This window comes from Aeromonas sp. S12(2024), assembly GCF_041402305.1.
Lineage (GTDB): Bacteria > Pseudomonadota > Gammaproteobacteria > Enterobacterales > Aeromonadaceae > Aeromonas > Aeromonas veronii.
The window spans coordinates 25,862-42,382 of sequence record NZ_JBGLRB010000010.1; the positions used below are offsets into that span (position 1 = coordinate 25,862).

General features: G+C 59.1%; 16 protein-coding genes. 5 read left to right on the forward strand and 11 right to left on the reverse strand.

What is annotated here, in order from left to right; genetic code table 11:
• Positions 1-12 precede the first annotated feature (12 nt).
• The 3 genes from ACB035_RS11135 to ACB035_RS11145 are packed head-to-tail and all read left to right on the forward strand — an operon-like array spanning position 13 to position 3,367.
• The gene (locus tag ACB035_RS11135) at positions 13-1,017 is read left to right on the forward strand and encodes an HlyD family secretion protein (RefSeq protein WP_371167297.1); all 1,005 of its coding nucleotides are present in this window, start codon (positions 13-15) and stop codon (positions 1,015-1,017) included.
• A complete protein-coding gene (locus tag ACB035_RS11140) occupies positions 1,017-2,171 on the forward strand; it encodes an ABC transporter permease (RefSeq protein ID WP_371167298.1) in 1,155 nt (384 codons plus the stop codon). The genes ACB035_RS11135 and ACB035_RS11140 overlap by 1 nt, the downstream gene beginning before the upstream one ends.
• Positions 2,171-3,367 (forward strand): ABC transporter permease, encoded by a 1,197-nt coding sequence (locus ACB035_RS11145; RefSeq protein ID WP_371167299.1) that lies wholly within the window; start codon positions 2,171-2,173, stop codon positions 3,365-3,367. The genes ACB035_RS11140 and ACB035_RS11145 overlap by 1 nt, the downstream gene beginning before the upstream one ends.
• Positions 3,368-3,476: 109 nt before the next feature.
• Here ACB035_RS11145 and ACB035_RS11150 read toward each other — a convergent pair whose 3' ends face one another.
• The 3 genes from ACB035_RS11150 to ACB035_RS11160 all read right to left on the reverse strand — a co-directional run bounded on the left by ACB035_RS11150 (position 3,477) and on the right by ACB035_RS11160 (position 5,870).
• On the reverse strand, positions 3,477-4,112 hold the full coding sequence (locus tag ACB035_RS11150; RefSeq protein WP_371167300.1) for an SDR family oxidoreductase: 636 nt from the start codon (positions 4,110-4,112) through the stop codon (positions 3,477-3,479).
• Positions 4,113-4,245: 133 nt separating this feature from the next.
• Complete coding sequence (locus ACB035_RS11155; RefSeq protein WP_019445022.1) at positions 4,246-5,100, reverse strand: DnaA ATPase domain-containing protein; 855 nt, start codon at positions 5,098-5,100, stop codon at positions 4,246-4,248.
• 71 nt (positions 5,101-5,171) lie between these two features.
• On the reverse strand, positions 5,172-5,870 hold the full coding sequence (locus ACB035_RS11160; RefSeq protein ID WP_021231965.1) for a DnaT-like ssDNA-binding domain-containing protein: 699 nt from the start codon (positions 5,868-5,870) through the stop codon (positions 5,172-5,174).
• Between the two features lie 240 nt (positions 5,871-6,110).
• Here ACB035_RS11160 and ACB035_RS11165 point away from each other — a divergent pair, with 240 nt between their 5' ends.
• Positions 6,111-7,082: a response regulator gene (locus ACB035_RS11165; protein ID WP_371167301.1), complete on the forward strand. Its 972-nt coding sequence runs from the start codon at positions 6,111-6,113 to the stop codon at positions 7,080-7,082.
• A gap of 74 nt (positions 7,083-7,156) precedes the next feature.
• On the opposite strand, the gene ACB035_RS11170 is transcribed toward ACB035_RS11165, so the two are convergent.
• The 5 genes from ACB035_RS11170 to ACB035_RS11190 all read right to left on the reverse strand — a co-directional run bounded on the left by ACB035_RS11170 (position 7,157) and on the right by ACB035_RS11190 (position 13,911).
• The gene (locus tag ACB035_RS11170) at positions 7,157-8,554 is read right to left on the reverse strand and encodes a peptide MFS transporter (protein ID WP_021231963.1); all 1,398 of its coding nucleotides are present in this window, start codon (positions 8,552-8,554) and stop codon (positions 7,157-7,159) included.
• A gap of 213 nt (positions 8,555-8,767) precedes the next feature.
• Positions 8,768-9,679 carry a UTP--glucose-1-phosphate uridylyltransferase GalU gene (gene galU / locus ACB035_RS11175; RefSeq protein WP_111900684.1) on the reverse strand — a complete coding sequence of 304 codons (912 nt, stop codon included), beginning with the start codon at positions 9,677-9,679 and terminating at the stop codon, positions 8,768-8,770.
• A gap of 95 nt (positions 9,680-9,774) precedes the next feature.
• Positions 9,775-10,095 (reverse strand): ComEA family DNA-binding protein, encoded by a 321-nt coding sequence (locus ACB035_RS11180; RefSeq protein ID WP_139440512.1) that lies wholly within the window; start codon positions 10,093-10,095, stop codon positions 9,775-9,777.
• A gap of 377 nt (positions 10,096-10,472) precedes the next feature.
• Complete coding sequence (gene pta / locus ACB035_RS11185) at positions 10,473-12,653, reverse strand: phosphate acetyltransferase (protein ID WP_005339119.1); 2,181 nt, start codon at positions 12,651-12,653, stop codon at positions 10,473-10,475.
• A gap of 55 nt (positions 12,654-12,708) precedes the next feature.
• A complete protein-coding gene (locus ACB035_RS11190) occupies positions 12,709-13,911 on the reverse strand; it encodes an acetate kinase (RefSeq protein WP_005349210.1) in 1,203 nt (400 codons plus the stop codon).
• Positions 13,912-14,215: 304 nt separating this feature from the next.
• On the opposite strand from ACB035_RS11190, the gene yfbV reads away from it, so the two are divergent.
• Complete coding sequence (gene yfbV, locus ACB035_RS11195; RefSeq protein ID WP_371167302.1) at positions 14,216-14,656, forward strand: terminus macrodomain insulation protein YfbV; 441 nt, start codon at positions 14,216-14,218, stop codon at positions 14,654-14,656.
• 59 nt (positions 14,657-14,715) lie between these two features.
• On the opposite strand, the gene ACB035_RS11200 is transcribed toward yfbV, so the two are convergent.
• The 3 genes from ACB035_RS11200 to ACB035_RS11210 all read right to left on the reverse strand — a co-directional run bounded on the left by ACB035_RS11200 (position 14,716) and on the right by ACB035_RS11210 (position 16,402).
• The gene (locus tag ACB035_RS11200; protein WP_371167303.1) at positions 14,716-15,216 is read right to left on the reverse strand and encodes a YfbU family protein; all 501 of its coding nucleotides are present in this window, start codon (positions 15,214-15,216) and stop codon (positions 14,716-14,718) included.
• A gap of 163 nt (positions 15,217-15,379) precedes the next feature.
• Entirely contained in the window at positions 15,380-15,844 is a 465-nt protein-coding gene (gene bcp / locus ACB035_RS11205) for a thioredoxin-dependent thiol peroxidase (protein WP_371167304.1), read from the reverse strand.
• 24 nt (positions 15,845-15,868) lie between these two features.
• Positions 15,869-16,402: a glycine cleavage system protein R gene (locus ACB035_RS11210; RefSeq protein ID WP_005349229.1), complete on the reverse strand. Its 534-nt coding sequence runs from the start codon at positions 16,400-16,402 to the stop codon at positions 15,869-15,871.
• Between the last annotated feature and the right edge of the window lie 119 nt (positions 16,403-16,521).

Genomic DNA, 16,521 nt, shown 5'->3' on the forward strand with positions numbered 1-16,521 from the left:
CGAGGTGAAGTGATGAGCCATCCCCCCATCAAAAAGAAGATGAGCCAGGGTAAACCGCTGTTGTTGCCATTGGCGCTGGTGATCCTGGTGGTGTGGCTCGGTTGGCGTTTCTGGCTGGCCTATCAGCCGGAGCCGGTGCATCTGCAAGGGCAAATTGAAGCGCAGCAGTATTCGGTCTCCTCCAAGGTGCCGGGTCGCATCGACGAAGTGTTGGTGAAAAAGGGTGATCAGCTGACCAAGGATCAACTGGTCTTTACCCTGGCGAGCCCCGAGATCGAAGCCAAGCTGAGCCAGGCCAAGGCCGGTGAGGCCGCTGCGGGCGCCATGGCGCAAGAGGCCGAGAAAGGGGCCCGAGCCCAGCAGATCGCCGCTGCCAAGGATCAGTGGCAAAAAGCCAAGGCTGCCGCCCAGCTGCGCGGCAAGACCTATGAGCGGATTGCCAGCCTGCACCGCGATGGCGTGATGCCGCTGCAAAAACGCGATGAAGCCTGGACTGCCTGGCAAGCCGCCCGCTACAGCGAAGGGATGGCATGGCAGCAGTACCAGATGGCGTTGGAAGGGGCGCGGGAAGAGACCAAGATCGCCGCTCGCGAGAAGGCCAAGATGGCGGCGGGTTCCGTGGCCGAGGTTGAAGCCTATCTGGCCGATACCCGCATCACCAGCCCCCACAATGGTGAAGTGAGTCAGGTACTGCTGCGTAGCGGCGAGCTGGCGCCACAAGGCTTCCCGGTGGTGACCCTGCTCGACATGAGCGATGCCTGGGCCCAGTTCCACGTTCGCGAGGATCTGCTGCCCCGCTTCCCGGTCGGTACCGAGTTTGATGCCCGCATCCCGGGCCTTGGCGATCAGACCGTGCGCTTCAAGGTGACCCATGTGGCCGTGATGGGGGATTTCGCCACCTGGCGTGCCACCGATACCCGTCAGGGTTTCGATATGAAGAGCTTCCAGGTGGAGGCTCGCCCGCTGCAACCGGTTGAGGGGTTGCGGGTTGGCATGAGTGTGCTGGTTGAACTCTGATGGGACGTGAATTTCGGCTGCTGTGGCAGGATCCCTTCAGCCGTGCCCTGATGAGCTGGGTGCCGCTGCTGCTGATGGGGATCCTCTGCTGGATCTTCTCGGCAGGGCTGGCCCGCGACCTCAAGGTAGGGCTGGTGGATCTCGACCACAGCGTGCTGTCGCGCCAGCTCGCCTTCTCGCTGGATGGCTCGGCCGGGCTCAAGGTGGCGCAACAGTTTGACTCCATCGATGCTGGTGCCCACGCCCTGCGCGGCGGCGACATCTATGCGCTGGTGGTGATCCCCAACCATCTGGAGCGGGATGCCCGTCAGGGCACCCAGCCGCAGGTGACGGTGTTCAACAACGGCCAGTTCATTCTGATCGCCAAGCTGGTCAACTCGGCGCTGGCGCAGGTGGTAGGCACCCTTAACGGTCAGGTGGGCGTGCTGGAGGCGATGGCTGACGGCAAGGCACTGCCCGGCGCACTCGGGCAGTCGGTGCCCATCAGCAGTCAGGTCACTGCGCTCTATAACCTCAACTCCAGTTACGCCCAGTTTCTGCTGAGTGCCATTCTGCCCGCGGTATGGCAGATCCTGGTGGTGCTGTTTGGCCTCAATGCACTGGCCCGTAATGATCGGCTGGGGCTGGACTGGACTACTCGCGGTGTCTGGTTTGGTCTCTGGCGCACCCTGCTGCCCCACATGCTGATTGGCTGGGGGTGGGGAATTGTCTGGACACTGCTGCTGTTCAAGGGCTTCTCCTACCCCATGCACGGCAGCTGGCTGGTGCTGGTGGTAGGTCTGGGGCTCGCCTCGGCGGCCTGCGTCACCATGGGGGCCTTTTTCTACGGCATCATTCGGGATCCGGCCCGCGCCCTGTCGCTGGCGGGGGCTTACACTGCGCCCGGTTTCGCCTTTATGGGAGTCACCTTTCCGGTGAGCGCCATGGGGGATTTCGCCCGCTTCTGGCGCAGCCTGTTGCCGGTCTCTCACTATGTGGAGCTGCAGATTGGTCAGAGCAACTACGGTCTGCCTCTCGCATCGGCGTTGCCGCAACTGGGGGCGCTGTTGCTGTTTCTGCTTCCCTTGCTGCTGGTGGTGCGTCGTTACAAGCAGCAGGCCGAGCTGGCCCGTCAATCAGCCGCAGTGGCGAGCGCCGAAAAGGAGCCTGAGTGATGCTGGGATTTGTCGATTTGTTGCGCCTAGAGCTGCGCACCCTGCTGGCGGATCGCGCCATCATGCTGACCCTGTTTGGCGGGGTGATCTTCTACTCGTTTCTCTATCCCCAGCCCTATCTGCATCAGCTGCCGCGGGAAGAGGCGGTAGTGGTGGTCAACGACGATGGCAGTCAGCTGTCCCGTCAGCTGGAGTTTATGGCCGATGCCACGCCGCAGGTGAAGCTGGTTGCGCGGGCCAATTCGCTGGCCGAGGCGCGCCAGCTGATGATGGCCGGGGAGGCGAGCGGGATCCTGCATATCCCCAGCCACTTCTATCGGGATCTGATGCTGGGCAAGAGCGTCACCCTGAGCTATGCCGGTGATGCTTCCTACTTTCTGGTCTACGGCACCATTGCCGAAGGACTGGCGCAGGCCGGTGGCACTCTCGCCGCGCAGGTGAAGGTGGCGCGGCTGTTGAGCCACGGCGAGGCACTGCCACAAGCGGTCATGGGCTGGAATGCGGTGGCCCTCAACGTGGTGCCGGTTTTCAACCCCACCATGGGTTATGTCAACTACGTGGTGCCGGCGGTGTTCGTGCTGATCCTCCATCAGGTGTTGCTGATGGGGGCGGGGATCCTGGGGGCAACCCAGAACCAGCGCAGCTGTCGCGGCGAGCATGGTTACTGGCAAAACGCGCCGGTGTTGCCGCTGCTGCTGGCCAGAACCCTGGTGCTGGCTGGGTTGTTCCTGCTGCCGGTGAGCTACTTCCTCGGCTTCTGCTTCGATCACTACAATATCGCTCGTCATGCAGATCCGGTGCAGCTTTGGCTGTTTGCCCTGCCGTTCCTGCTGGCGACATGTTGGCTCGGGATTGTGCTGGGGGCCCTCTTTACCCGGCGGGATCTGCCGACTCAGGTGGTGCTGATCTCCTCCCTGCCGCTGGTTTTTCTGGCGGGCTTTATCTGGCCGCTCGAGCTGATCCCGGCGCCTCTCAACTGGCTGGCTCAGTGGGTGCCCACTATCCCGGCCATCGAGGGTTTTCTGCGCCTTAACCAGATGGGGGCCGACTTTGCGCAGGTTGCCCGCTACTGGTGGCAACTGTGGGGTCTGGCGCTGCTCTACGGCGTGCTGGCCTGCCTGCTACTGCGTTGGCGGCAGCAGTCATTGCCGGTGGCCAGCCAGCCGATCGTGCAGAGTGAGACGACCGCCGGTTAAGCCGGATAGGGCAAGCGCCCGTGAGATGGCGTGTGCGGTAAGGCGAAAACGGTCAGCCCTTGGGCTGACCGTTTTGTTATGTGGTGGGGTTAAGCGGTTTACTGCTGCTTTAGCCACGCTGGAGCGTGGGATCGCCGATGGCGTAGATCTGCTCTACCGCCGTCTCATCCGCCAGCAGACGCAAGCCTTGGGCGGCCACATCGGCGCGGCGTACCAGTCCATGAACCTCCTTGTCCTGACTCAGTTCGGCGCGGCCGGTGGCGTCGCCATCCTGAAGGCCCGCCGGGCGAAGAATGGTCCATGCGAGGGAGCTGGTCTGCAGCCAGCTCTCCGCCAGACTCTTGAGACGTACCTCGTGACCGAAGGCGGCGCGGGCCCGCTGCGGCAGATATTGCCAGCTGTCGCCGCAGCCGAGGGAGGTGACCAGCAGCAGCCGTTTCAGCCCTGCCTGCTCCATGGCATCGATCACATGGCGGTTGCCCTGATAGTCCACCGGCGCGGCTTGACGGAAGCTGCCGAGGGTAGAGACGACCTGTGCATCTTGCCCCGCACGGGCACATGCCTGCTGCACCGCAGCCTGATCAAGCGCATCCCCTTCGATCACCTCAACTCCCAGCGCACTCAGTTCTGTGGCCATCTCGGGGTTGCGTACCAGCGCAACGACCCGGTGACCCTGGCTCAAGGCGTGATGAGTAAAGGCGCGGCCCAGCCCGCGGCTGGCTCCGAAAATCAGTGTGGTTGGCATAGATGAGCTCCCTTGGCAAAAGGGGCTAGCCTAGTGGCTTGTTTGCTTGCTGTAAATGAGAGTTGTTTCTATTTGTGAGCTGGCAGGGAGGAGAGAGTGCGAGCCGTCAGCGACTCGCACTCTTTGAGAGGCATCAGCCGTTGTAGTTGCCGATGCTGGGGCGACGGCTGGGGCCGCTCAGGTGGATATCCACCGGATTGAATGCCTTGATCGCCTCATAGCTGAAATCACCGATCGCCTGATGCAGGGTCTGGGGCGTGTGGTTGGTGATGATGATGACGCTCTTTGACAGGTTGCGACGACGGCGCAGCAGGTGGCCGAGGAAGCTTGACTGACTCTCCGCCATCTTGGCGCGGTTGGCCGATACCTCATCGATGATCAGCAGATCCACCTCTTCCAGCGCGCGGCGGTACTGGTTGCGCTCGTCCTGATCGGGGATCACGTTGAAGAACAGCCGATCGACGATGGAGGCCCACTGCTGGAAGATCACCGATTTCTGGTGACGGGCGATCAGCTCATGCGCTACCGCCCCCGCCAGGGTCGACTTGCCGGTGCCGTAGTCGCCATAGATCAGCATGCAGCCGCCACCGCTCTTCTCCCAGTGCTCGAAGCCGCTGATAAAGTAACGGGCGGTTTCGATAGGGTATTGCAGCGCCGGATCTGTGGCATCCATTTTGTCGAACACCCAGTCGGGGTTGAGGTCGGCCTGGGCGATCAGTTTCTGGATCCGTTCCTGGCGGGCTGCCTTCTGCAGCTCGCGCACCTCGGCGTTGGCCTTGGCGTCGTACTCCTTGCGCAGGGTCTCGTAGTCATACTGACCGCCGCCGGTCTCTTGTTGCAGGCGACGAATGCGCTCCAGCAGGCCACCCACATGGCGGCTCAATTCCGGGTCGTGAATGCGGTGATCCTGCTTGGCCTTGGCGATCTTCTGGCGCTTGGCTTCGATCTCTTCCAGCTCCTGGCGCAGGGGATCTTGCGGGTCAGTCATGGAATGCTCCTTCTGCTCGATCAGGGATGGGTAGACAAGGGGTTGATTCTGCCTGCAGGCGGGGGCCGCTATCAATCATTATCCGGCTCCTGCTGCGCTGCGGGTTCTTGCGTCTGCTGTTGGGCCAGTCGCTTGGCCTCTTCAATCATCTGTTGGGCCCGTTTGCTGGGGCCCGACTCTGGCGGGGCCGGCGTCACCTGCTGGTAGCCCTGCACCTCCATCGGTTTGCGACGGGTGTAGCGGCGGGTCTTGAGGGCGCGAATAAACTTGAGCATCCATTGATGCTGGGAGTCGAACACCTCGGGGCGCCCCAGCCAGTAGGCGATAAACTCCCCCAGATCCTCTTCGCTATAGCTGGCATCGATCACCCCGCACAGGCGGGCGAGGGCGGGCAGCTCCTCGTCCGGTCGCCATTGCAGATGCATCTGGAAGGGGCGCTCCGGCAGCGGGCTGCGCAATTTCTGGGTCAGCAGCGGCAACTGAAACGGGCACTGATGGTAGTGCTCACTCTCGGGCTGAGCCTCGACCTGCAGCAGGCCCGCCTCCATCAGTTCATCGAACAGCTCGGTGAGCTGGCGGGCATTGACCTGAAACGAAAAGCCGCAGGGATCACCCGGATCGACCACCGCCAGCGCCCGACCCAGCTCGGGATAGTTGAGCCTTGCCGCCTGATTTTCCAGCACCAGTCGGCGCAGCTGCAGGGTATAGAGACTGCGAGCCGGATGGGACAATCTGGGGTGGGCAAGGGCGCTGTATTCGGCTGGGGTCATGGTCTTCTTCACGAGCTGGAGTGGGGGGCATTATCCCTTATGGCGCCCACTTGCACAATTCGGATGGCGGTCGCAGTCGCGGGGCCACCCGAGTGAATAGAGCTGCGCGGACGGATGGGGTTCTCTTGATGCCATCATATGAGCGAGGTCTACTTTTGACGCAGGGTTTCCGCGCTGACCACACTTTTGAGCTAGTCTTAATACCTAAATAACCAATTGACTAATAAGAGCTTTATCAAGATGTCAAAAGCCGGGCTACGGATTCTGGTGGTGGAGGATGAGGCCGTTTTTCGCCACTCGTTAGTGAGTTACCTCGCACGGGACGGGGCAACGGTGTTTCAGGCCGAAGATGGTATTGAGGGGTTATCGGCCGCGGCTCTCTACCATCCCGATGTGGTGCTCTGCGATCTCAACATGCCCAATATGGATGGCCACGAGGTGATCGCCTGCCTCTCTGCGCGCTATCCCCATATCCCGGTGATCGTTATTTCGGCCCAGAGCACCATGGAGGCGGTCGCCAGCGCCTTGCGTGCCGGTGCGCGGGACTATCTGCTCAAACCCCTCGAGGATTACGCACTGGTCGAGCGCAGCATTGAACAGTGTTTCAACGGCAGCGCCAACCGGGCGCAGCAGCTGGAGCTGATGGATCACATCGACTATTTCAGTGCCCACGACAAGGCGGCCAGCCGCCTGCTGGCGGGGCTCAAGCCGCCGGGCTTGCAGGAGTGGGGCCCCTGGCAGGTCACGTTCAAGGGGCTGGGGCAGTTGTTTATTCCCGATACCTTCAAGGTGGAAGACAAGCTGCTGGTGCTGGTGATGGAACTGCCGATCATGGGGACGGATGCGGCATTTTGTGGGGCACTGGTGCGATCCTTGATGAACGTCCCCTACCGCCAGTTTCAGCAGAACGAGAGCCGGTTGCTGAGCCAGCCGCACCGGTTGCTCGACTACCTCAACCATCAGTTGATGGCGTCCGGGCTTCGCCACTCTTTTGCCATGGCGGCGCTACTGTTTGATCAGCATGATGGGTTGGTGTTTGCCAACGCAGGGCTCACCTCTCCCCACTGGCTGATGCGCTCAGGCGGCCTACCCCTTGGTCTGATGCGCAGCAGCCACTACGCCCTGCACAAACGCAGCTGGCATGAACCGTTCGCCCTGCAGTTTCGCAGCGACAGCGGCGGCTCGCTGGATGTGCAGGTTCGTCATCACTGATGCCGCCTGATAAACAGGCGAAAACAAACAGGGCGCCGATGGGCGCCCTGTTTGTTGTTTACAATCCTGACCGTTTAGACGGTGGCGGATTGCAGTTTCTTCTCTTGAGCTTGTGGCTCTTTGGCCGGGCCTTCGGCACCGTGCATCCAGTAGACCAGGCGGTTGGCCATGGTCAGCAGGATCAGGGCGCTCAGTACCGCCGCCAGGGCGATGCCACCGAAGATGGCGATCGGACCGGCTTCACCCACGAAGGAGCCGATAAAGCCCGCAGCGTAGTTGGCCAGGGCAACGAAGCCAAACCAGGCGCCCATCATCAGGGAAGCCAGACGCAGCGGAGCTAGCTTGGTCACCATGGAGAGGCCGATCGGGGAGAGGCAGAGCTCGCCCAAGGTGTGGAACAGGTAAGCACCTACCAGCCAGAACATGGAGGTCTTGACGGTGTTGTCACCACCCTGCTGCAGCACGGCACCGACCATGAACAGGAAGCCGATAGCCAGGAACAGCAGACCCATGGCGAATTTCACCGGAGAGTTCGGCTCTTTCTTGCCGAGCTTGATCCAGATGGCCGCAACGACCGGTGCCAGGGTGATAATGAAGAAGGGGTTCAGGGACTGGAACCAGGCGGTCGGCACTTCGAAGCTGCCGATCATGCGGTCGGTATACTCCTGGGTGTAGAGGTTCATCAGACCACCGGCCTGCTCGAAACCGGCCCAGAAGATGATGGTGAACAGACCCAGTACCAGAATAACCTTGATGCGATCCACTTCCTGCTTGGTCAGCGGTGCTTTCTGCTCGGTAGTACGCAGGGCGGCTGCGCGCTGGGCGGCAGTGACGCGACCGATGTCACCCAGGAAACGCTGGGCCATGGTGGCCTGGATCACCAGAGAGAGCAGCATACCGATACCGGCGCCGACGAAGGCAGCTTGCCAGCCGTAGGCCGTAGCGGCAGCACCACAGATCACGCCTGCCAGCAGGGAACCCAGGTTGATACCCATGTAGAAGATGGTGAAAGCACCATCACGGCGGTGATCGCCCTCTTCATAGAGGTCACCCACCATGGTGGAGATGTTCGGCTTGAACAGGCCATTACCCACGATCAGCAACGCGAGGCCCGCGTAGAACATGGTGTTGACCATATCCGGGAACATAGCGTGGGGCAGTGCCAGGGTGAACTGACCTGCGGCCATCAGCACGGCACCGATCAGGATGGCGCGACGTTGACCCAGGAAGGTGTCAGCCAGCCAGCCGCCGATCAGCGGAGTGATATAAACCAGACCGGTATAGATACCGTAGAGTTTGAGGGCATCTGCCTGACTCCAGCCCAGACCGCCGTTGGCAGTCAGGTCGGTCAGATAGAGCACCAGTACGGCACGCATGCCGTAATAGGAGAATCTCTCCCACAGTTCGGTACTAAAGAGCAAAAAAAGCCCTTTAGGGTGACCTAAAAAGGTCCCTTTTGACGGGTTATTCATTGGAACTTCCACCTGTGTCTTATATTTTTTTGAGTTTTTTATGCAAGGGCGAGAAACACGCCTCAATCCTTATAGAGCATGTGTGAATAAATTACAACATTATGATTTGCTGAGAGTTTATTTACTCTTGATTGATTTTTTGTTGCAAAAATGAAAAAGGAGCATCATTTGATGCCCCTTAAATACGTCTATAAAAAACAGATTTATCAGCGATTACAACTGCTTGACGAACTGCTTCAGCCAGCCGATGAATTCACCATTCAGCTCGTGATGGCGAACACCATATTCCACATTGGCTTTCATATAACCGAGCTTGCTACCGCAATCGTGGCTCTTGCCCTTCATGAAGTAGGCGTTGACTTGTTCCTGCTCCATCAGCATGGCGATGGCATCGGTCAGCTGGATCTCGTCACCGGCACCGGCCGGGGTTTTCTCCAGCAGCGGCCAGATATTGGAGGAGAGGACGTAACGACCCACCACCGCCAGATTGGAGGGGGCTTCGTCACGGGGCGGCTTCTCGACAATGGCCTGCATCGGCAGGGACATCCCCTCGCTCAGGGCCTCGCCCTTGATGTCGGCGATGCCGTACTTGTCCACTTCGCTCTCGGGAACCGCTTCCACCATGATCTGGCTGATCTGGTTCTCTTCGAACATGTGTACCATCTCGGCCAGGTTGTCTTTTTTCGGGTCGCTGGCCACTTCATCAATCAGTACATCCGGCAGCAGCACGGCGAAGGGGTTGTCACCGATCAGCGGGCGGGCGCAGAGCACAGCGTGGCCCAGACCTTTGGCCTCACCCTGACGGACGTGCATGATGGTGACGTCTTTCGGGCAGATCTGTTGTACCTCTTCCAGCAGCTGACGCTTGACTCGCTTCTCGAGGGTCGCTTCCAGTTCGAAACTCTTGTCGAAGTGGTTTTCGATGGAGTTCTTGCTTGAGTGGGTGACCAACACGATCTCTTTGATACCGGCGGCGATGGCTTCACGCACTACGTACTGGATCAGTGGTTTGTCGACCACCGGCAGCATCTCTTTCGGGATGGCCTTGGTGGCTGGCAGCATACGGGTACCCAGACCGGCTACCGGGAGCACGGCCTTACGAACAACAAGAGGAGTCTTTTTCATGGAAAACTATCCAGCGGGATTAAAGTGCGGCAATCATACCCCAAGAAAAATGGGGCAGCCACAGGCTGCCCCATTTGCAACTGATCCATTCGACTTTATTTGACTATTATCATGTCCCTGTTGGCTTCCAGCGTGGCCGGGCCAATGCCATTGACATCCGCCAGCTGATCGACCGAGGTGAACTTTCCCTGTTTTTCCCGATAGTCGACGATGGCTTGTGCCTTCTTGTCGCCAATCCCTTTCAGGCTGGTGAGTTCGGCAAGGGTGGCGGTATTGATGTTCAGCTTGCCGGACTCCTTGGCGACCTCGGCTGTGGTTGTTTGCTTGGGTGCTGCCTTATCTGCGGCCAACACGGGTTGGCTGAACAGGGGCAAGCAGGCTAACAGCATGACTGCAGAGAGCTTCTTCATCAGCATTTCCATTCCTCCATGATGTGGATATTGCCGAGTGGCACATTGATGAATAGCGTATCAAACGGGTCTTTTTCACTGCTATTTCTAACAGGTCAAATCCTCATGCCGATGGCGAAATATTTGCTATAAGCGCTTCGCTATGAATGCCCTCATATATCTAAGAGTATGATCTTGAATCTATTTTAGATGCATCTTTAAGGTGGCGGACACGCTTTCCCGCAGAGTTACGCTCGAAACATTTCTTGCACATCACATGGCATTATTCTACATAACACTGTGCTGATGGCATGTTTCACTGGTCTTCAAAAAAGAACCAATAAAAAAGGCTGCTCACCTGGGGTGAGCAGCCTTTGTGATCGGTTTTTTCAGACTAAAGCTGATTAGGCTTGTTCGTCAGCCTGGGCAGCCTGGATACCGGTCAGGGCGATGGTGTAGACGATGTCGTCAACCAGGGCGCCACGGGAGAGGTCGTTGACCGGCTTGCGCATGCCTTGCAGCATGGGGCCGATGGAGACCAGGTCAGCGGAACGCTGCACCGCTTTGTAAGTGGTGTTACCCGTGTTCAGGTCAGGGAAGACGAACACGGTGGCTTTACCTGCAACCGGTGAGTTCGGTGCCTTGGACTTGGCCACGTTCTCCATGATGGCCGCGTCGTACTGCAGCGGGCCGTCGATGATGAGGTCGGGGCGCTTGGCCTTGGCCAGCTCGGTCGCTTCACGCACTTTCTCTACATCGGCACCGGCGCCAGAGGTACCGGTAGAGTAGGAGATCATGGCGACGCGCGGCTCGATGCCGAAAGCGGCAGCGGAGTCGGCGGACTGGATGGCGATCTCGGCCAGCTGCTCGGCAGTGGGATCCGGGTTGATCGCGCAGTCACCGTAGACCAGCACCTGGTCAGGCAGCAGCATGAAGAAGATGGAGGAGATCAGGGAAGAGCCCGGAGCTGTCTTGATGATCTGCATCGGCGGACGGATGGTGTTGGCAGTGGTGTGGACCGCGCCGGATACCAGGCCGTCAACTTCATTGCGCTCCAGCATCATGGTACCCAGTACCACGTTGTCTTCCAGCTGCTCGCGGGCAACCACTTCGGTCATGCCCTTGTTCTTGCGCAGCTCGACCAGACGCGGCACATAGCGCTCGCGCACAACGGCCGGATCGATGATTTCGACGCGATCGGTCAGTACCACACCCTGCTGTTCGGCAACGCGACGGATCTCTTCCGGATTACCCAGCAGTACCGGACGGGCAATGCCACGCTCGGCACAGATGGCGGCAGCCTTGATGGTGCGCGGCTCGTCGCCTTCCGGCAGCACGACACGCTTGTTGGCCTGACGGGCCAGCTCGGTCAGCTGATAACGGAATGCCGGCGGGCTCAGACGACGGGAACGGGTAGAGCTGACAGTCAGTGACTCGATCCAGTGCTTGTCGATGTGGCCAGCGACGTAGTCCTGTACCAGCTCGATACGCTCGCGGTCATCTTCCGGAATATCGACGTTGAAGTTCTGCAGGCTGACGGCGGTCTGCCAGGTGTTGGTACCGGTCATCATGATCGGCAGGCCGGTGGCCATGGCCTGTTGGCACAGCGCCATTACCTGCGGCTCCGGATGATAGTTGCCGGTCAGCAGCAGGGCGCCCAGCTTGACGCCGTTCATGGCGGAGAGGCAGGCGGAGACGATGACGTCAGAGCGGTCGCCGGAGGTGACCAGCAGGCTGCCCGGACGGAAGTGCTCGACCATGTTGTGGATGGAGCGGGCACAGAAGGTCACGGTCTGCAGGCGACGGCTGTCCAGCTCACCCTTGTGCAGGATCTTGGCGGCCAGATGCTTGGCGAGATCCTTGGCGCGCGGGGCGATCAGCTGGGTGTTCCAGGGGATGCAACCCAGGATGCGCAGCGGGCTCTTGCCGAACACTTGCAGCACTTCCAGGTTGTGAGCCGCGTCAGAAGCGTGGTGATGAGCTTCGAACATCTCGGTCAGGTCAGGGCGGGTTACGCCATGCTCGTCAACCGGCGCGCCCACCTTGTTGATCACGCAACCAACGATGCGGGGGTTGTTGACACCACCGAAGTTGGAGCAGGCCAGCTCGATGCGCTCTTTCAGCTTCTGGCTGGAGTCATGGCCCGGATGGGTCACGAATACCATGTCGGCATCCAGAGCTTTAGCGACGTCGTAGTTCAGCTTGTTGGCAAAGGGCTGCTTGTCGGTCGGCACCATACCTTCGACAACCAGCACTTCGGCACCGCTGGATTTCACGTGCTCTTCGAAGCGGGCCACAATCTCTTCCAGCAGGATGTCGGTGTTGCTGGAGCTGATCATGTTCTCGGCGTAGGAGAGGGTGAAGGGCTCGGGCGGATTGATGTTGGCAGCAGCGCGGATAACGGCGGTTGAGCGCTCGGCACCGGTTTCACCCGGACGCGGCTGGGCAACCGGTTTGAAGAAGCTGACATTGACACCGTGACGCTCCATGGCGCGAACAACGCCAAGGCTTACGGAAGTTACGCCGACACCAGTGCCGACCGGGATAAGCATAATAGTGCGTGCCACTTTATACCCCTTGTTCATTTTTTGGGATCAGGAAAAGGCCGCCCTGGTGGGCGGCCTCGAGTTACTGCGTCAATTAAGCGCCGACCAGTTCCAGCGCGTCGTGGGCGATAACCCACTCTTCGTTGGTCGGGATAACCAGGGCCTTGGTAGAGCCAGCCTTGGTGATCTCGCCACCCTTGCCGAAACGAGCCTTCAGGTTGGCGTCGTGATCGACGTCAAAGCCCAGCAGACCCAGCTTGTTCAGGGTGATTTCACGGATCGGGGCGGAGTTTTCACCGATACCACCGGTGAAAACAACGGCGTCCAGACGACCGTCCATGGCGGCAGCGTAGGCGCCGATGTACTTGGCCAGGCGATAGCAGTAAACGTCCATAGCACGCTTGGCTTCTTCTTTGCTGTCGTAGTTGTCTTCAACGAAACGGCAGTCGGAGGTCACTTCGGTCAGACCTTGCAGGCCGGACTCTTTGGTCAGCATGGTGTTGATATCGGCAACGCTCATGCCCAGCTTGTCGTGCAGGAAGAAGATGATGGCCGGGTCCAGATCGCCGGAGCGGGTACCCATCACCAGACCTTCCAGCGGGGTCAGGCCCATGGAGGTATCAACAGATTTGCCGTTCTTGATGGCGCAGACGGAACCGCCGTTGCCCAGGTGGCAGTTGATGATGTTCAGCTCTTCAACCGGCTTGTTCAGCTGCTTGGCAGCTTCAAGGCTGATGTAGTAGTGGCTGGTGCCGTGAGCGCCGTAGCGACGGATGCCGTTCTCTTTGTAGAGTTTGTAAGGCAGAGCATAGAGGAAGGCTTCTTCCGGCATGGTCTGGTGGAACGCGGTATCGAATACGGCCACGTTCTTGTCAGCCAGCGCCGGGAATACGCGGCGAGCTTCACGGATACCGATCAGGTGAGCCGGGTTGTGCAGCGGTGCGTACGGAACGGCGGCTTCGATGCCGGCAATCACGTCTTCGCAGATGACAACGGAAGAGGTGAAGCGCTCGCCACCGTGAACAACACGGTGACCGATGGCGATCAGGTTCTTGGACAGTTCCGGATTGAGCGGCAGGATCTTGTTGACGATGAAGTCCAGTGCTTCCTGGTGAGCGGCACCCGCGCCCAGATCGGCACTGCCTTTCTCGCCATTCAGTTTCCACTTGATGCGGGCGTCGTCGAGGTTGAAGCACTCGGCCAGGCCGGACAGCAGGTCATCACCGGTGGTTGCGTCAATGACGGCAAACTTCAGGGAAGAGCTGCCACAGTTAAGAACAAGAACCAGCTTACTCATGAATAAATCCTATCGCAGATTGGGTTGTGTAGGCGGATGCGTTGGACGCGGTGCGGCCAAAAACTTTCAACTTATCCTTATGAGGGTTGGCAATCTGTTGCTTGCCCCTTGTATAGTGATACAAGACCCGAAATCCAGACGTCCCTGACAGGTCAATAGCAAGAAGCTTTTGACGCAAAAATGGGCGTACAAAGGATAACCCGATTGTTGAAAAATAACAAAGTCATCCTCAACCTTTGTTACTTTGCATCAAATTTTGTCGAGGTTTTGCCGTTAGTACGTTCAAAAAGCGCTCGGAGGTAGTATGAGCATGAACATTTTTGGAACTAAGTTACAGCAAGGCCGCCATTATATGACGCTTTGGCCGCGCCGTCCCGAGCTCAATTCGATGTTTCCTGAAAATCGGGTGATCAAGGCGACCGAATTCGCTCTCAAGGTGATTCCGGCGCTGGCGGTGTTGAGCGTGATGTTGCAGTTCCAGTTTGGAGAGCTGCACTACTGGCCTTCCGTCATCACTTCCGTGCTGTTTCTGCTCAGTTTGCCGCTGCAGGGTTACTACTGGCTCGGTCAGCGGGCCGGCACCCGGTTGCCCCCGTCGCTGGCGAGCTGGTATCGGGAGATCAACGGCAAGATGAACGAGCAGGGGGGCCGCCGTCAGCTGGTCTCCCAGCCCCGCTATGAAGAGCTGGCCGATACCCTCAAGGCTGCGTTTCAGCAGCTGGACAAATCGTTTCTCTACGAATAACCCGATTCAGATGCAAAAAGGCGCCAGTTGCGCCTTTTTTGTTGCGGTTGGTATGCGGATCAGGCCGCCAGCACCTTGCGGATCTCCTGGATGGAGAGCTTGTACTGACGTGGACACTGACGCCACACCTGCAGCATCCGCTGGTACTTGTCGCGCATGGCGATGTCGCTGGAGAGCTCGTCGCACGGGCACTTGAGCTCGGGGAAGCGCTTGTCCACCTCCAGCAGGAAGCAGACGTAGTCAGCCAGTTCACGCTCCTGGCTGCGGCTGTAGCCGTTGAACTCCAGACGGCTGGCATTGATCTCGCCCTGATCGGCCGCATCCAGATTGCCCCATGAGATGGCCAGTGCGTGGTGCAGCTCCAGGGTGTCGATTACCTCCTGGCAGGTAGCCAGATCCAGATGGCTGAAGCTCTTCTCCAGCTCGAGGATCTGCAGGCAGTAGCCGCGCTCGATGATGGTGCTGGCGCGCTGGTAGACGTCCGCTTTCTCCGGGTTGAGTTTCGCCAGAATTTCGTACTGGTTGCTCAGGATCAAACGCTCAGTGTTGCTCATGTTCATGGGATATCTCGCTGGAAGATGATTCTGGGGTCACGTTAACCCATATATAAAATGAATTTTTTGATCTGGGCGGGGGAGTTGGTGAGAAAAATCCGCTGGCAAGGGGCGGCTGAGCAGACGAAAAAGGCCTGCATGGCAGGCCTTTCAATGACGCAGGGGAGGGTTATCCCTTGAGGAAATCCAGTACCACCTGATGGTGATCGCTGGTTTTGAACTTGTCGAAGTGGTGGGCAATGTTGCCCTCTTCGTCGATCAGGAAGCTCTGGCGGTGAATGCCGTCATACTCCTTGCCCATGAACTTCTTCGGGCCCCAGACGCCAAAGGCATCGGCGACGGCGTGGTTTTCATCAGCCAGCAGGGTGAAGTTGAGCTGGTCCCGCTCTTCGAATTTCTTCAGACGTTTGGCCGGATCCGGGCTGATGCCAAGCACCACCACATTGAGGGCGGCCAGCTCGGCGTTCACATCGCGCAGGCTGCAGGCCTGGGTGGTGCAGCCGGGAGTCATTGCCTTGGGATAGAAATAGACCAGCACCTTCTTGCCGCGCAGGCCAGCAAGGCTGACCTGATTGCCATTCTGGTCGGGCAGGGAGAAATCGGGGGCGGGGCTGCCAGCTTGTAGTGGTTGCATGGGGTCTCCTCGGGTAAAACGCCCTCAGGCGTGTTTGCGATTGACGATAAACTCGAACGATTCGGCACCCAGTTGACGACAGAATTCGGCGAAGGCGGTTTGCGAACCTTCCACTTCACCCTCTCTGGCCAGATTGAGCTGAAAACTGATCTTCAGCAGGTTGAACGGCTGCTGCTCCAGGGTCATGGATTGCATCGCCTGAATGTTCCAGCCATGTTCGCTGAAGAACTGGGTGCACTGGCTTACGATGCCGGGCTCGTCGCGGATCAACAGGTCGGCACTGGCGCGGACGTCATACTGCAGGGACTGGTGGCGTTCGGTGCGTTTCATCATGGTGATGAGATCCCACTCCTGGCTACGCAGGGGCAGGCTGATTTCGAGTTGCATCATGCTGTTCCAGTCGCCCGAGAGCAGCATGATAAAGGTAAATTCATTGCCGAAGATGCCAAGGCGGCTGTCCACAATGTTGCAACCACAGCCACTGACGTGGCGGGTCACTTCATTGACGATGCCAGGCCTGTCCGTGCCGATGGCCGTTACGACCAGGTAGTGAGTCATAAATCTTCTCTCGTCCGTTATTTCGTTGCGAAAGCCGCGCTGGCAAGCCAACCCTCCGGCCCTGATGACCACTCCCTGAGGGACGCTGCCGACTTTCGTTCATTACTTTTTGTTCCGGA

Coding starts and splice junctions, on each gene's coding strand:
- ACB035_RS11150 (WP_371167300.1), bottom strand. CDS start 4,112: ATGCCAACCACACTGATTTTCGGAGCCAGCCGCGGGCTGGGCCGCGCC.
- bcp (WP_371167304.1), bottom strand. CDS start 15,844: ATGCAACCACTACAAGCTGGCAGCCCCGCCCCCGATTTCTCCCTGCCC.
- ACB035_RS11165 (WP_371167301.1), top strand. CDS start 6,111: ATGTCAAAAGCCGGGCTACGGATTCTGGTGGTGGAGGATGAGGCCGTT.
- ACB035_RS11190 (WP_005349210.1), bottom strand. CDS start 13,911: ATGAGTAAGCTGGTTCTTGTTCTTAACTGTGGCAGCTCTTCCCTGAAG.
- ACB035_RS11200 (WP_371167303.1), bottom strand. CDS start 15,216: ATGAACATGAGCAACACTGAGCGTTTGATCCTGAGCAACCAGTACGAA.
- ACB035_RS11180 (WP_139440512.1), bottom strand. CDS start 10,095: ATGCTGATGAAGAAGCTCTCTGCAGTCATGCTGTTAGCCTGCTTGCCC.
- ACB035_RS11135 (WP_371167297.1), top strand. CDS start 13: ATGAGCCATCCCCCCATCAAAAAGAAGATGAGCCAGGGTAAACCGCTG.
- ACB035_RS11160 (WP_021231965.1), bottom strand. CDS start 5,870: ATGACCCCAGCCGAATACAGCGCCCTTGCCCACCCCAGATTGTCCCAT.
- pta (WP_005339119.1), bottom strand. CDS start 12,653: ATGAACAAGGGGTATAAAGTGGCACGCACTATTATGCTTATCCCGGTC.
- yfbV (WP_371167302.1), top strand. CDS start 14,216: ATGAGCATGAACATTTTTGGAACTAAGTTACAGCAAGGCCGCCATTAT.
- galU (WP_111900684.1), bottom strand. CDS start 9,679: ATGAAAAAGACTCCTCTTGTTGTTCGTAAGGCCGTGCTCCCGGTAGCC.
- ACB035_RS11170 (WP_021231963.1), bottom strand. CDS start 8,554: ATGAATAACCCGTCAAAAGGGACCTTTTTAGGTCACCCTAAAGGGCTT.
- ACB035_RS11145 (WP_371167299.1), top strand. CDS start 2,171: ATGCTGGGATTTGTCGATTTGTTGCGCCTAGAGCTGCGCACCCTGCTG.
- ACB035_RS11140 (WP_371167298.1), top strand. CDS start 1,017: ATGGGACGTGAATTTCGGCTGCTGTGGCAGGATCCCTTCAGCCGTGCC.
- ACB035_RS11155 (WP_019445022.1), bottom strand. CDS start 5,100: ATGACTGACCCGCAAGATCCCCTGCGCCAGGAGCTGGAAGAGATCGAA.
- ACB035_RS11210 (WP_005349229.1), bottom strand. CDS start 16,402: ATGACTCACTACCTGGTCGTAACGGCCATCGGCACGGACAGGCCTGGC.